This window comes from Streptomyces sp. NPDC055400 (assembly GCF_053644375.1).
This window is the reverse complement of the sequence record NZ_JBSHLM010000007.1, coordinates 157,978-171,262: the sequence shown is the minus strand read 5'-3', so window position 1 is coordinate 171,262 and position 13,285 is coordinate 157,978. Positions and strand designations below refer to the sequence as shown.

At 68.9% G+C, this 13,285-nt stretch carries 11 protein-coding genes; 8 read left to right on the top strand and 3 right to left on the bottom strand.

What is annotated here, in order from left to right:
- The first annotated feature begins 236 nt into the window (after nucleotides 1-236).
- The 8 genes from ACWIGU_RS20170 to ACWIGU_RS20135 all read left to right on the top strand — a co-directional run bounded on the left by ACWIGU_RS20170 (nucleotide 237) and on the right by ACWIGU_RS20135 (nucleotide 9,838).
- Complete coding sequence (locus ACWIGU_RS20170; protein ID WP_454402688.1) at nucleotides 237-3,197, top strand: M14 family zinc carboxypeptidase; 2,961 nt, start codon at nucleotides 237-239, stop codon at nucleotides 3,195-3,197.
- A 236-nt stretch (nucleotides 3,198-3,433) separates the two neighbouring features.
- Nucleotides 3,434-4,444: a type I glyceraldehyde-3-phosphate dehydrogenase gene (gene gap / locus ACWIGU_RS20165; RefSeq protein ID WP_266565571.1), complete on the top strand. Its 1,011-nt coding sequence runs from the start codon at nucleotides 3,434-3,436 to the stop codon at nucleotides 4,442-4,444.
- Nucleotides 4,445-4,551: 107 nt separating this feature from the next.
- The gene (locus ACWIGU_RS20160; RefSeq protein ID WP_454402686.1) at nucleotides 4,552-5,763 is read left to right on the top strand and encodes a phosphoglycerate kinase; all 1,212 of its coding nucleotides are present in this window, start codon (nucleotides 4,552-4,554) and stop codon (nucleotides 5,761-5,763) included.
- A 6-nt stretch (nucleotides 5,764-5,769) separates the two neighbouring features.
- The gene (gene tpiA / locus ACWIGU_RS20155) at nucleotides 5,770-6,546 is read left to right on the top strand and encodes a triose-phosphate isomerase (RefSeq protein WP_454402684.1); all 777 of its coding nucleotides are present in this window, start codon (nucleotides 5,770-5,772) and stop codon (nucleotides 6,544-6,546) included.
- Between the two features lie 148 nt (nucleotides 6,547-6,694).
- Complete coding sequence (gene secG, locus ACWIGU_RS20150) at nucleotides 6,695-6,925, top strand: preprotein translocase subunit SecG (protein WP_100592391.1); 231 nt, start codon at nucleotides 6,695-6,697, stop codon at nucleotides 6,923-6,925.
- Nucleotides 6,926-7,177: 252 nt separating this feature from the next.
- Nucleotides 7,178-7,465 carry an RNA polymerase-binding protein RbpA gene (locus ACWIGU_RS20145; protein ID WP_007448238.1) on the top strand — a complete coding sequence of 96 codons (288 nt, stop codon included), beginning with the start codon at nucleotides 7,178-7,180 and terminating at the stop codon, nucleotides 7,463-7,465.
- Between the two features lie 156 nt (nucleotides 7,466-7,621).
- Nucleotides 7,622-9,271, top strand: coding sequence for a glucose-6-phosphate isomerase (pgi, locus tag ACWIGU_RS20140; RefSeq protein WP_454402682.1), 1,650 nt, complete (start codon nucleotides 7,622-7,624; stop codon nucleotides 9,269-9,271).
- Between the two features lie 297 nt (nucleotides 9,272-9,568).
- Nucleotides 9,569-9,838: a DUF2087 domain-containing protein gene (locus ACWIGU_RS20135; protein ID WP_356274909.1), complete on the top strand. Its 270-nt coding sequence runs from the start codon at nucleotides 9,569-9,571 to the stop codon at nucleotides 9,836-9,838.
- Between the two features lie 64 nt (nucleotides 9,839-9,902).
- On the opposite strand, the gene pgl is transcribed toward ACWIGU_RS20135, so the two are convergent.
- The 3 genes from pgl to zwf are packed head-to-tail and all read right to left on the bottom strand — an operon-like array spanning nucleotide 9,903 to nucleotide 13,281.
- Nucleotides 9,903-10,682, bottom strand: coding sequence for a 6-phosphogluconolactonase (gene pgl / locus ACWIGU_RS20130; protein WP_454402680.1), 780 nt, complete (start codon nucleotides 10,680-10,682; stop codon nucleotides 9,903-9,905).
- Nucleotides 10,682-11,752, bottom strand: coding sequence for a glucose-6-phosphate dehydrogenase assembly protein OpcA (gene opcA / locus ACWIGU_RS20125; protein ID WP_454402678.1), 1,071 nt, complete (start codon nucleotides 11,750-11,752; stop codon nucleotides 10,682-10,684). The genes pgl and opcA overlap by 1 nt, the downstream gene beginning before the upstream one ends.
- The gene (zwf, locus tag ACWIGU_RS20120; protein WP_454402676.1) at nucleotides 11,749-13,281 is read right to left on the bottom strand and encodes a glucose-6-phosphate dehydrogenase; all 1,533 of its coding nucleotides are present in this window, start codon (nucleotides 13,279-13,281) and stop codon (nucleotides 11,749-11,751) included. The genes opcA and zwf overlap by 4 nt, the downstream gene beginning before the upstream one ends.
- Between the last annotated feature and the right edge of the window lie 4 nt (nucleotides 13,282-13,285).

Here is a 13,285-nt window from a genome sequence, read left to right as displayed (position 1 = left end):
GAGCGGAATGCCTCACGCCGGTGCCTGCGCCCTGCCGGGGCCGGGCACCGGCGTTTTCGCTGCCCAAGGGGACCGTGCAACGCGTGACGGGCCCCTTTGACGCGCCCTTGACTTGACCATGAACTGTCATGAGTCTGGCGTCTGTTCGCTTCTGCGGCAACTGCCGCTTCTGCGGTTTCACCACAGCTTCTGCGGTACTCACCTGCTTCTGCGGTACACAACTGCAAGGGGGGCTCATGAGACGAAGAGCGAGATCGATCCTCGCGGCCACGGCACTCGTACTGGGCGGACTGGGAGGCGCGGGACTCACGCCCGTCGCCCAGGCGGAGAGCGGCGGTGCACCCCGGTCGGACTCCGATCCGGTCAAGGTGTTCCGCGCCGAGGTCACGAAGGAGCAGGTACCCCTGCTCCTCGCGGCCGGACAGGACGGACACGAACTCGGCGAACAGACCCCCGAGAAGGGGAAGGCCGAGGTCGAGGTCTACCTCACCGACAAGCAGGCCAGGCAATTGGAGAGGAAGGGCGTGGAGCTCACCGAGCACACGCTCTCCGCCAAGGCGCGAGCGCGCGTGGCGGCCGCGGGCGACGGCGTGTTCCGCCCCTACAGCGGCAAGGGCAATCTCCAGGAGGAGATCGTCAGGACGGGCCAGGCGCACCCCGGCCTCACCAAGGTCGTCTCCATCGGCAAGACGCTCCAGGGCCAGGACATCCTCGCGCTCAAGCTCACCAAGGGCGCCCGTACGACGAGGGACGGCGCCAAGCCGTCCGTGCTCTACATGTCCAACCAGCACGCCCGCGAGTGGATCACCCCCGAGATGACCCGCCGCCTGATGCACTACTACTTGGACAACTACTCCAAGGACAAGCGCATCAAGAAGATCGTCGACTCCACCGAGATGTGGTTCGTCCTGTCCGCCAACCCCGACGGGTACGACTGGACGTTCAACCCCGACGGCGACCGCCAGTGGCGCAAGAACATGCGGGACGTGAACGGCGACGGCGCGATCACCACGGGCGACGGCGTCGACCTCAACCGCAACTTCGCCTACAAGTGGGGCTATGACGACGAGGGTTCGTCCCCGAGCCCCGCAAGCGAGACCTACCGCGGCGCGAGCCCCGGCTCCGAGCCCGAGACGAAGGCCCTCGACGCCTTCGAGAAGCGCATCGGCTTCCGGTACGCCATCAACTACCACTCCGCGGCCGAGCTGCTGCTCTACGGAGTGGGCTGGCAGGTGGCCACCCCGACGCCGGACGACGTGCTCTACAAGGCGCTCGCCGGGACCCCCGAGAACTCCGCGATCCCCGGCTATCACCCGCAGGTCTCCTCGGAGCTGTACACCACCAACGGCGAGGCCGACGGGCACGCGGGCAACGTCAACGGCATCGGGATGTTCACGCCGGAGATGAGTGAGTGCCAGACCGCGTCGGCCGTCGACCCGGACGACCAGTGGCGCCCCGAGGACTGCGAGTCGGTCTTCACCTTCCCGGACGACGAGAAGCTGATCCAGCAGGAGTTCGTCAAGAACATCCCGTTCGCGCTCTCCGTGGCCGAGACCGCGGCGCACCCCGATCAGCCGTCGTCCTCGGTCGGCCTCGACGCCCCCGACTTCACCCCGGCCGCCTTCAGCACCTCGTACGCGGGCGGCGCCGACCAGGAAGTCTCCGTGACCGCCCGCAGGTCGGTGCGTGACAAGGAGCTCAACTACCGTGTCGACGGCGGCCGTACGCACGACGAGGACCTGCGCGCCTGGAAGGGCGGCGAGACCTACGGCGGCGAGGACAACCTCCACTTCGACGCGTACCGCGCGAGGATCGAGGACGCGGACCCGGGCGACAAGGTCGAGGTCTGGTTCACCGGACGCACGAAGTCCGGGAAGCGCACCTCCAGCGAGCACTTCACGTACACCGTGGCCGAGCGCCCCAGGGCCGACACCCTCGTCGTCGCGGAGAACGACGCAACAGGCCGGCAGAGCAAGGCGTACGTGGACGCGCTGAAGGCGAACGGCCGCACTCCGCTCGTGTGGAACGTCGCCACGCAGGGCGCCCCGGACGCACTCGCGGTGCTCGACCACTTCAGGACCGTCGTCCACTACACGGGCGCCGACCGCCCGGGTCTCACCACCCAGCTCGCCCTGCGCGACTACCTCAACGAGGGCGGCAAGCTGATCGAGGCCGGTGAACAGGCGGGCGGCTCCGTCAGCATCGGCGGCACCACCACCAACGACTTCAGCCAGTACTACCTGGGCGCGTACTCGCGGACGTCGACACCCGGCGCCTCGAAGTTCGCCGGATCCGGCGTGCTGACCGGCGCCGCCGCGGGCCTCGGCGACGCTCCCGGCAACCCGCTGAACATCGCCGCGACCTACCAGGCCACCTCCGACGTGCTGTCCACGGCCGACTACCCGCAGTTCACCAGCGCGGGCGCCGGTGCGTACGCGGGCACCCCCAACCCGTACAGCCCCTACGAGGGCAGCTCCATGGCCGCCGCCGTGCACACGGACGACGGGTGGAAACGCCTGACCCGCACCATCGACCTCACCGGGGTCTCCGCCACCGACAAGCCGGCCCTGAAGTTCCAGCTCCTGTGGGACACCGAGCCCGGCTACGACCACGCGGTGCTTGAGGCGCACACGGCGGGAGCCGAGGACTGGACGACGCTGCCCGACGCCGGCGGCGCCACGACGAACGCCGTCCCCGCCGAGTGCGAGGCCGGATTCCTGATCAAGGAGCACCCGGCTCTCAAGCGCTATCTGACGCCCGGCAGCGCGGGCTGCACGGCCACCGGCACCTCCGGCTCCTGGAACAGCCTCACGGGCGCCTCGGACGGCTGGCAGCCGGTGACCTTCGACCTGAGCGCCTACGCCGGAAAGACGGTCGAGGTCTCGCTCAGCTACATCACCGACCCGGGGAGCGGCGGCCACGGTGTCCTCGCCGACAACGCGTCCGTCGTGACCGGCGGCGCCGCGAAGGAGACCGAGGGCTTCGAGTCGTCGTTCGGCGCCTGGAAGGTCGCGGGCCCGCCCCCGGGCAGCCCCGTCGTCACCAAGGACTGGGCCCGGGCGGGTGAATTGTTCAAGACATATGGAGCCGTCAGCACCAAGGACACCGTGCTCCTCGGATTCGGTCTCGAACACGTCGCCACGGCGGCCGAGCGCAGCGTGCTCGTGGGGAAGGCGCTGGCCTCCCTGAGGAGCTGAGAAAGGCCGGGCCGAAAAGCGGACGAAATACCCCGCTCACTTTTCGCGAAAAGCGCCAGATGAGCGGGAATCCCGGCGGTCCGAGCCCCTACTGGGCGGTACGGGCCGCCGGGCCGCACAAGGGCCCACTCAATGTCACCCGGAGGGCTTCGGAGAGGTAGGGTCGGAGGCGGTCGGGGACATCCCATACAACTCGCCGGCGTCTAAAACCGGCGTACCAACGAGGAGATCGGTTCGTGACGATCCGCGTAGGCATCAACGGCTTTGGCCGCATCGGGCGTAACTACTTCCGCGCGCTGCTTGAGCAGGGTGCAGACATCGAGATCGTGGCTGTCAACGACCTCGGTGACACCGCGACCACCGCACACCTTCTGAAGTACGACACCATCCTCGGCCGCCTCAAGGCCGAGGTGACGCACACCGCCGACACGATCACCGTCGACGGCCACACCATCAAGGTCCTTTCCGAGCGCAACCCCGCGGACATCCCGTGGGGCGAGCTGGGCGTCGACATCGTCATCGAGTCGACCGGCATCTTCACGAAGAAGGCCGACGCCGAGAAGCACATCGCCGGCGGCGCCAAGAAGGTCCTCATCTCGGCTCCGGCCAAGGACGAGGACATCACCATCGTGATGGGCGTCAACCAGGACCAGTACAACCCGGCGACGGACCACGTCATCTCGAACGCGTCCTGCACCACCAACTGTGTGGCGCCGATGGCCAAGGTTCTCGACGAGAACTTCGGCATCGTCAAGGGTCTGATGACCACGGTCCACGCGTACACGAACGACCAGCGCATCCTGGACTTCCCGCACTCGGACCTGCGCCGCGCCCGTGCCGCCGCCGAGAACATCATTCCGACCACCACCGGTGCCGCCAAGGCGACCGCCCTGGTCCTCCCGCAGCTCAAGGGCAAGCTCGACGGCATCGCGATGCGCGTCCCGGTCCCGACGGGCTCGGCCACCGACCTGGTCGTCACCCTGGCGCGCGAGACCACCAAGGACGAGGTCAACGCCGCGTTCAAGAAGGCCTCCGAGGACGGCGACCTCAAGGGCTACCTGTCCTACACCGAGGACCCGATCGTGTCCTCCGACATCGTCGGCGACCCGGCGTCCTGCACGTTCGACTCCTCCCTGACCATGGTCCAGGAAGGCAACTCGGTGAAGATCCTCGGCTGGTACGACAACGAGTGGGGCTACTCCAACCGTCTCGTCGACCTCACGGTCTTCGTCGGCGGCCAGCTCTAAATCCAGAGCAGGCATCTCGATGTGAGCACAGGGTCCGGACCGCGCAACGACGCGCCGTCCGGGCCCTGTTGTGCGTCAGCCCACCCAAGAAGTCCAGGAGTCCAGCCATGAAGACGATCGACGAACTTCTCGCCGAAGGGGTCGAGGGCAAGCGGGTCTTCGTCCGCGCCGACCTCAACGTGCCGCTCGCCGACGGCCAGATCACCGACGACGGCCGCATCCGCGCCGTCCTGCCCACCGTCAAGGCCCTGGCCGGCGCCGGTGCCAAGGTGATCGTCGCCTCCCACCTGGGCCGCCCCAAGGGAGCCCCGGACCCGGCGTTCTCGCTGCTGCCTGCCGCCGAGCGCCTCGCCGAGCTCCTCGGTGAGCCGGTCGCGTTCGCCCAGGACACCGTCGGCCCCGCCGCGCACGACGCGGTGGACGGTCTGGAGCCCGGCCAGGTCGCCGTCATCGAGAACCTGCGCTTCAACGCCGGCGAGACGTCGAAGGACGACACCGAGCGCGGCGAGTTCGCCGACCGGCTGGCCGCCCTGGCCGATGTCTACGTGGGCGACGGCTTCGGCGCCGTGCACCGCAAGCACGCCTCCGTGTACGACCTGCCGGCCCGCCTGCCGCACTACGCCGGCTACCTCATCGCCACCGAGGTCGGTGTCCTGAAGAAGCTCACCGACGAGGTCAAGCGGCCGTACGTCGTCGCGCTCGGCGGGGCCAAGGTCTCCGACAAGCTCGCCGTCATCGACCAGCTGCTCGGCAAGGCCGACCGCCTGCTCATCGGCGGCGGCATGGCCTACACCTTCCTCAAGGCCCAGGGTCACGAGGTCGGCATCTCCCTCCTCCAGGAGGACCAGATCCCGGCCGTCAAGGAGTACATCAAGCGCGCCGAGGACAACGGCGTCGAGCTGGTGCTCCCCGTGGACGTACTGGTCTCGCCGGAGTTCCCCGACCTCAAGACCAAGGCCCCGGCCAACCCCACCACCGTCGCCGCGGACGCCATCCCGGCCGACCAGGAGGGTCTCGACATCGGTCCGGAGACCCGCAAGCTGTACGCATCGAAGCTCGCCGACGCCGCGACGGTGTTCTGGAACGGCCCGATGGGCGTCTTCGAGCACCCCGACTACGCCGAGGGCACCAAGGCGGTCGCCCAGGCGCTCCTCGACTCCCCGGCCTTCACGGTCGTCGGCGGTGGCGACTCAGCCGCGGCCGTCCGGCTCCTCGGCTTCGACGAGAATGCATTCGGCCACATCTCGACCGGCGGCGGCGCCTCCCTCGAATACCTTGAGGGCAAGACGCTCCCCGGCCTTGCCGCACTGGAGGACTGAACCTCAATGACCACCCGCACGCCGCTGATGGCGGGCAACTGGAAGATGAACCTCAACCACCTCGAGGCCATCGCCCACGTCCAGAAGCTCGCCTTCGCACTGTCCGACAAGGACTACGACGCCGTCGAGGTCGCGGTCCTGCCGCCCTTCACCGACCTGCGCTCCGTACAGACCCTGGTCGACGGCGACAAGCTGAAGATCAAGTACGGCGCCCAGGACATCTCGGCCCATGACTCCGGCGCCTACACCGGCGAGATCTCGGGCCCGATGCTCGCCAAGCTCAAGTGCACGTTCGTGGCGGTCGGCCACTCCGAGCGCCGCCAGTACCACAACGAGACCGACGAGGTCTGCAACGCCAAGGTGAAGGCCGCCTTCAAGCACGGCCTGACCCCGATCCTCTGCGTCGGCGAGGAGCTCCACGTCCGCGAGGCGGGCGACCATGTCGCGCACACGCTGTCGCAGGTCGAGGGCGGCCTCAAGGACATCCCGGCCGAGCAGGCCGAGACCGTCGTGATCGCGTACGAGCCGGTCTGGGCGATCGGCACCGGCAAGGTCTGCGGCGCCGACGACGCCCAGGAGGTCTGCGGGGCGATCCGCGGCAAGCTCGCCGAGCTGTACTCCCAGGAGCTGGCCGACAAGGTCCGCATCCAGTACGGCGGCTCGGTGAAGTCCGGGAACGTCGCGGAGATCATGTCGAAGCCCGACGTCGACGGCGCCCTCGTCGGCGGCGCGGCGCTCGACGCCGAGGAGTTCGTCAAGATCATCCGCTTCCGCGACCAGTGAGTATGCGGTAGCGGAGTTACGTCGTACCCTTGCGGGGGCCGGGTGGCTTTTCACCGGGCCCCCGCAGCACATACAAGTCGCAGTACGGATTCATCGCAGTACCTATCAGTCCGAGAGAATTGCCAGGAAGTAGGGACCAGCCGTGGTTATGGGGTTCTCGATCGCCCTGATCGTCTTCAGCCTGCTGCTGATGCTCCTTGTGCTCATGCACAAGGGAAAGGGTGGCGGTCTCTCCGACATGTTCGGTGGCGGCATGCAGTCGTCCGTCGGCGGCTCGTCGGTCGCCGAGCGCAACCTGGACCGCATCACCATCGTGCTCGGTCTGCTGTGGTTCGCGTGCATTGTCGTGCTCGGCCTGCTCATGAAGGTCAACAACTGACGCCGTCACACCTGCACATCGCGCACATAAGGCCCCATGTTCGGTACGCGCCCTCCGGCGCGGCCTATCATGGGGCTTGCGTCTAGGGGCGGGGATGTAACTCCAATCACTGGACGCGCGTTGGGCCTTACGTAGACTGAGGCGCCCGCGGCGGAGCGAGACGCCGACAAGCTCCGCGGCACCATCACGCAGGGAGTTACGACCGTGGCAAGTGGCAACGCGATCCGAGGAAGTCGGGTCGGGGCGGGGCCGATGGGCGAGGCCGAGCGCGGCGAGTCCGCGCCGCGTCTGCGCATCTCCTTCTGGTGCTCCAACGGGCACGAGACGCAGCCGAGCTTCGCCTCCGACGCGCAGGTGCCGGAGACTTGGGACTGTCCGCGCTGCGGCTTCCCTGCCGGGCAGGACCGGGACAACCCGCCGGACCCCCCGCGCACCGAGCCCTACAAGACGCACCTCGCCTACGTGCGCGAGCGGCGCAGTGACGCGGACGGCGAGGCGATCCTCGCGGAGGCGCTCGCCAAACTGCGGGGCGAGATCTAGGACTTGAGCACCGGCCGGACACACCCAAGTGTCCGGCCGGACTCGTTCGGCCGTAGCGGTCCGGACAGATGCCGTATACCGGGCCCTGATCAATTAGGTTGGTCAAGCAGCGGGGCAAGGTACGTACTCAGGTACGAGAGAAGGCTGAAGTCCGAGATGAACGCAGAAAGCCGCAGGCTCAATCAGATGCCCGAGTGGACGGCGCTCGCCAAGCACCGGGAAGAACTCGGAGACGTGCAGCTGCGTGAGCTGTTCGCCGCCGATCCGGCGCGCGGCTCCGACTACACGCTCCAGGTCGGCGACCTGCACGTCGACTACTCCAAGCACCTGGTCACGGACGAGACGCTGCGCCTGCTGCGTGAGCTCGCCGCCGCGACCGATGTCTTCGGTCTGCGGGACGCCATGTTCCGCGGCGAGAAGATCAACACGACGGAGGACCGGGCCGTGCTGCACACGGCGCTGCGGGCCCCGCGTGACGCGGTGATCGAGGTCGACGGCGTCGATGTCGTCCCGCAGGTGCACGCCGTGCTGGACAAGATGGCCGCCTTCGCGGACCGGGTCCGTTCGGGCGAGTGGACGGGTCACACCGGCAAGCGGATCAAGAACGTCGTGAACATCGGCATCGGCGGCTCCGACCTCGGTCCGGCGATGGCGTACGAGGTCCTGCGGTCCTTCACCGACCGGGACCTGACAGTTCGTTTTGTGTCGAACGTGGACGGTGCGGACCTGCACGAGGCCGTCCGCGACCTCGACCCGGCCGAGACCCTGTTCATCATCGCCTCGAAGACGTTCACGACGATCGAGACGATCACCAACGCGACCTCCGCGCGCAACTGGCTCCTCACCGGTCTGAACGCCGGCCAGGATGCCGTGGCCAAGCACTTCGTTGCCCTGTCGACGAACGCCGAGAAGGTGGCCGGCTTCGGCATCGACACGGCCAACATGTTCGAGTTCTGGGACTGGGTCGGCGGGCGTTACTCGTACGACTCGGCCATCGGTCTTTCACTGATGATCGCGATCGGCCCGGACGGGTTCCGCGAGATGCTCGACGGCTTCCACCTCGTCGACGAGCACTTCCGCACCGCCCCCGCCGAGTCCAACGTCCCTCTTCTGATGGGCCTGTTGGGCATCTGGTACGGCAACTTCCACGACGCGCAGTCGCACGCGGTGCTCCCGTACTCGCACTACCTCTCCCGGTTCACGGCGTACCTTCAGCAGCTCGACATGGAGTCCAACGGCAAGTCCGTGGACCGCGAGGGCCGCCCGGTGGACTGGCAGACGGGTCCCGTCGTCTGGGGCACCCCCGGCACCAACGGGCAGCACGCCTACTACCAGCTCATCCACCAGGGCACGAAGCTCATCCCGGCGGACTTCATCGGGTTCGCCGAGCCCGTGGCGGACCTGCTGCCGGGACTCGTCGCGCAGCACGACCTGCTGATGGCCAACTTCTTCGCGCAGACGCAGGCCCTCGCCTTCGGCAAGACCCCGGCCGAGGTCCGCGCCGAGGGGGTGCCCGAGGAGCTCGTGCCGCACAAGACGTTCCAGGGCAACCACCCGACGACGACGGTCCTGGCGAAGCGGCTCACCCCGTTCGTCCTCGGCCAGCTCATCGCGCTCTACGAGCACAAGGTGTTCGTCCAGGGCGCCGTCTGGAACATCGACTCCTTCGACCAGTGGGGCGTCGAGCTCGGAAAGGTCCTCGCCAAGCGCGTCGAGCCCGCCCTCACCCAGGGCGCCGACGTGCCGGGACTCGACCCGTCCACCAAGGCGCTGGTGGCCAAGTACCGTGAACTGCGTGGCCGTTAGACCGCTGAGCGGCGCATCTAATTGGGATGCGCCGCCGCCTGTGGCGGGTGACACTGCTCCGGTCGTGTCACCTGCCGGGAGGACCTCATGGACCAGCTCATGTCCGCGCTCGCCGACCCCGAACGACTGAAGCTCTACGCGCGGATCGTGCTGGACGAGCTGGCGCCCCGCGACGAGGACTCCCCGGCCGTCCGCAAGCACCTGGGGCGACTCGTCTCCACCGGGCTCGTCGAGCGACGGCCGGACGGAACGCTGCGGGCGGACCCCTCCGTGTTCCGCCGCGAGCGCCCGGCGGAGATCCACCCCGCCGTGCCGCGCCGCCTCACCGGGTTCTTCGCCCGCGGCCGCCTCACCTCGATCCCGGTCCGCGCCACCGTGCGCCACGAACTCCTCGTCCACCTCACGGACACGCTCTTCGAGACCGAGCGCACCTACACCGAGGGCGAGGTCAACGACGCGTTCCGCACCGTCCACGAGGACACCTCGGCGCTGCGCAGATACTGCGTGAACGACGGGCTGCTCGTACGGGAGCGCGACGGCAGCAGCTATCGCAGGGCGCACGCGTAGGGGCCCCACGCCGGTCAACTTCGGTGCGGGGCCCCTGCGTTCGTGTCTTCGCGCGTGGCGCGCCTCAGGCGACGTGCGGCGGATGCAGCTCGGGCGGGAGCTGTGAGGCCGCCGCCGAGTCGAGCAGCCACAACGTGCGCGAGCGGCCGTACGCGCCCGCGGCCGGCGCCTGGAGCTCACCCGCGCCGGACAGCGCGATGGCAGCGGCCTCCGCCTTGTCCTCGCCCGCCGCGAGCAGCCACACCTCGCGCGCGGCCCGGATCGCCGGGAGCGTGAGCGAGATGCGGGTGGGCGGCGGCTTGGGCGCACCGTGCACACCGACGACGGTGCGCTCGGTCTCCCGGACCGCCGGAAGCTCGGGGAAGAGCGACGCGACATGCGTGTCCGGGCCGACTCCCAGCATCAGGACGTCGAACGTCGGCACCGGACCGTGGTCCTCCGGCCCTGCCGCGGCGGCCAGTTCGGCGGCATAGACCTGCGCGGCGGCGTCCACCTCGTACGGGCCGTCCGAAGGCGGCATCGGGTGGACCCGGTCCGGGTTCAGCGGCACCGAGTCGAGGAGCGCCTCGCGGGCCTGCGTGTAGTTCCGCTCGGGGTCGCCGTCCGGCAGGAACCGCTCATCGCCCCACCACAGGTCGAGGCGCGTCCAGTCGACCGCGTCCCGGGCGGGAGAGGTCGCGAGGGCGGCCAGGAGTCCGTTGCCGTTGCGCCCGCCCGTCAGGACGATGGACGCGTAGCCGCGGGCGGCCTGGGCGTCCACGATCTTCGTGATGAGCCGGGCGGCGGCGGCCTGCGCCATCAGCTCCTTGTCGCGGTGCACCACCAACTGGGGTGCCGTGCTCATCACTTGGCGGCCGCCTTCGAAGCGGACTTCTTGGCGGTGGACTTGGCGGGCGCCTTCTTGGCCGCCGCCTTCTTCGCGGGAGCGGAAGCGGCCGCAGGAGCGTCCGCGTCGCCCGCGGACCCCTGCCCGTCCGGCGCCGCCGCACGTTCACCCAACCGGTGCACGCCGTACTTCAGCGCGGCAGCGTACGTGTCGTCCGGGTCGAGGCGGCGCAGCTCCTCCGCGATCAGCTCGGACGTCTCGCGGCGCTTGAGCGCCACCGCGCGGTCCGGCTGACCTTGGATCGACAGCGTGGCCAGCGAACCGTCCGGACGGTCGAGCACGATGGCGCCGCAGTCCGTCTCCATGCGTACGGCCGTCAGGCCGGGGCCCGACGACACCGACCGCTCGACCGGCACGTCGAGCCGGTCCGCGAGCCACATGGCGAGCAGCTCGCAGCTCGGGTTGAACTCCTCGCCCTCCACCTCCACCGAGTTGACCTTGCAGGCCACCTGGTCGAGAGCGGCGGCGAGCATGGAGCGCCACGGCGTGATCCGGGTCCACGACAGGTCCGTGTCACCGGGCGTGTAGGCGCCGGCGCGGGCCTCCAGCTCGTCGTTGGGCTGCTCCGCCGCGTACGTGTCCGTCACGCGGCGCTGGGCGAGCGCGCCCAGCGGGTCCTTGGCCGGGTCGAGCGGCGCGTTCACCGGCCACCAGGCCACGACCGGTGCGTCCGGCAGGAGCAGCGGCAGGACGACCGACTGGGCGTGGTTGATGACCTCGCCGTACAGCCGCAGGACGACCGTCTCGCCGGTCCCCGCCTCCGCGCCGACGCGCACCTCGGCGTCGAGCCTCGACGTCGTACGGTCGCGCGGCGAACGGGAGACGCGCTTGATGACCACGAGGGTTCGCGAGGGGTGCTCGCGGGACGCCTCGTTCGCGGCCCTCAGCGCGTCGTAGGCGTTCTCCTCGTCGGTCACGATGACGAGGGTGAGCACCATGCCGACGGCGGGCGTGCCGATGGAGCGGCGGCCCTCCATGAGCGCCTTGTTGATCTTGCTGGACGTGGTGTCCGTGAGGTCGATCTTCATGGCCGGCGCCAGCTCCGTCCGTCTCGTGCGAGCATCTCGTCCGCCTCGGCGGGCCCCCACGTGCCGGACGGGTACTGGGCCGGCTTGCCGTGCTTGTCCCAGTACTTCTCGATCGGGTCGAGGATGTTCCAGGACAGCTCGACCTCCTCCGTGCGCGGGAAGAGGTTCGAGTCGCCGAGCAGGACGTCCAGGATCAGCCGCTCGTACGCCTCCGGGCTCGACTCGGTGAACGACTCGCCGTACGCGAAGTCCATCGACACGTCCCGGATCTCCATGGAGGTGCCGGGCACCTTGGAGCCGAAGCGGACCGTGATGCCCTCGTCCGGCTGGACGCGGATGACGATCGCGTTCTGGCCGAGCTCCTCCGTCGCCGTGTGGTCGAAGGGGGAGTGGGGCGCGCGCTGGAAGACGACGGCGATCTCGGTGACACGGCGGCCGAGGCGCTTGCCGGTGCGCAGGTAGAAGGGGACGCCCGCCCAGCGGCGGTTGTCGACCTCCAGCTTGATGGCCGCGTAGGTGTCGGTCTTCGACTTGGGGTCGATGCCGTCTTCCTGGAGGTAGCCGACGGCCTTCTCGCCGCCCTGCCACCCGGCCGCGTACTGGCCGCGGACCGTGTGGTCGCCGAGCTCCTTGGGCAGCCGGACCGCGCCGAGGACCTTGGCCTTCTCGGCGACGAGCGCGTCCGCGTCGAAGGAGGCGGGCTCCTCCATGGCGGTCAGCGCCATGAGCTGCAGGAGGTGGTTCTGGATGACGTCGCGCGCGGCGCCGATGCCGTCGTAGTAGCCGGCCCGGCCGCCGATGCCGATGTCCTCGGCCATCGTGATCTGCACGTGGTCGACGTAACTCCGGTTCCAGATGGGCTCGAAGAGGGTGTTGGCGAAGCGCAGGGCCAGGATGTTCTGGACGGTCTCCTTGCCGAGGTAGTGGTCGATCCGGAACACCTGGTCCGGGGCGAACACCTCGTGCACGATCGCGTTCAGTTCCTTGGCCGACTCGAGGTCGTGGCCGAACGGCTTCTCGATGACCGCGCGGCGCCACGAACCCTCGGGTGCGTCCGCGAGGCCGTGCTTCTTCAGCTGCTGCACCACCTGCGGGAAGAACTTCGGCGGCACGGAGAGGTAGAAGGCGAAGTTGCCGCCCGTCCCCTGCGCCTTGTCGAGCTCGTGCATCGTCGTCTTCAGGCGCTCGAAGGCGTCGTCGTCGTCGAAGTTGCCCTGGACGAAGCGCATGCCCTGGACGAGCTGCTGCCAGACCTCCTCGCGGAACGGCGTACGCGCGTGTTCCTTGACCGCGTCGTGCACCTCCTGCGCGAAGTCCTCGTCCTCCCATTCGCGACGGGCGAAGCCGATCAGTGAGAAGCCCGGCGGAAGCAGACCCCGGTTGGCGAGGTCATAAACGGCGGGCATCAGCTTTTTACGGGACAAATCGCCCGTGACACCGAAGATGACCAGGCCCGACGGCCCCGCGATACGCGGGAGCCGTCGGTCTGCGGCGTCACGGAGCGGGTTCGCTCCATGAACTGGGGTCAAGATC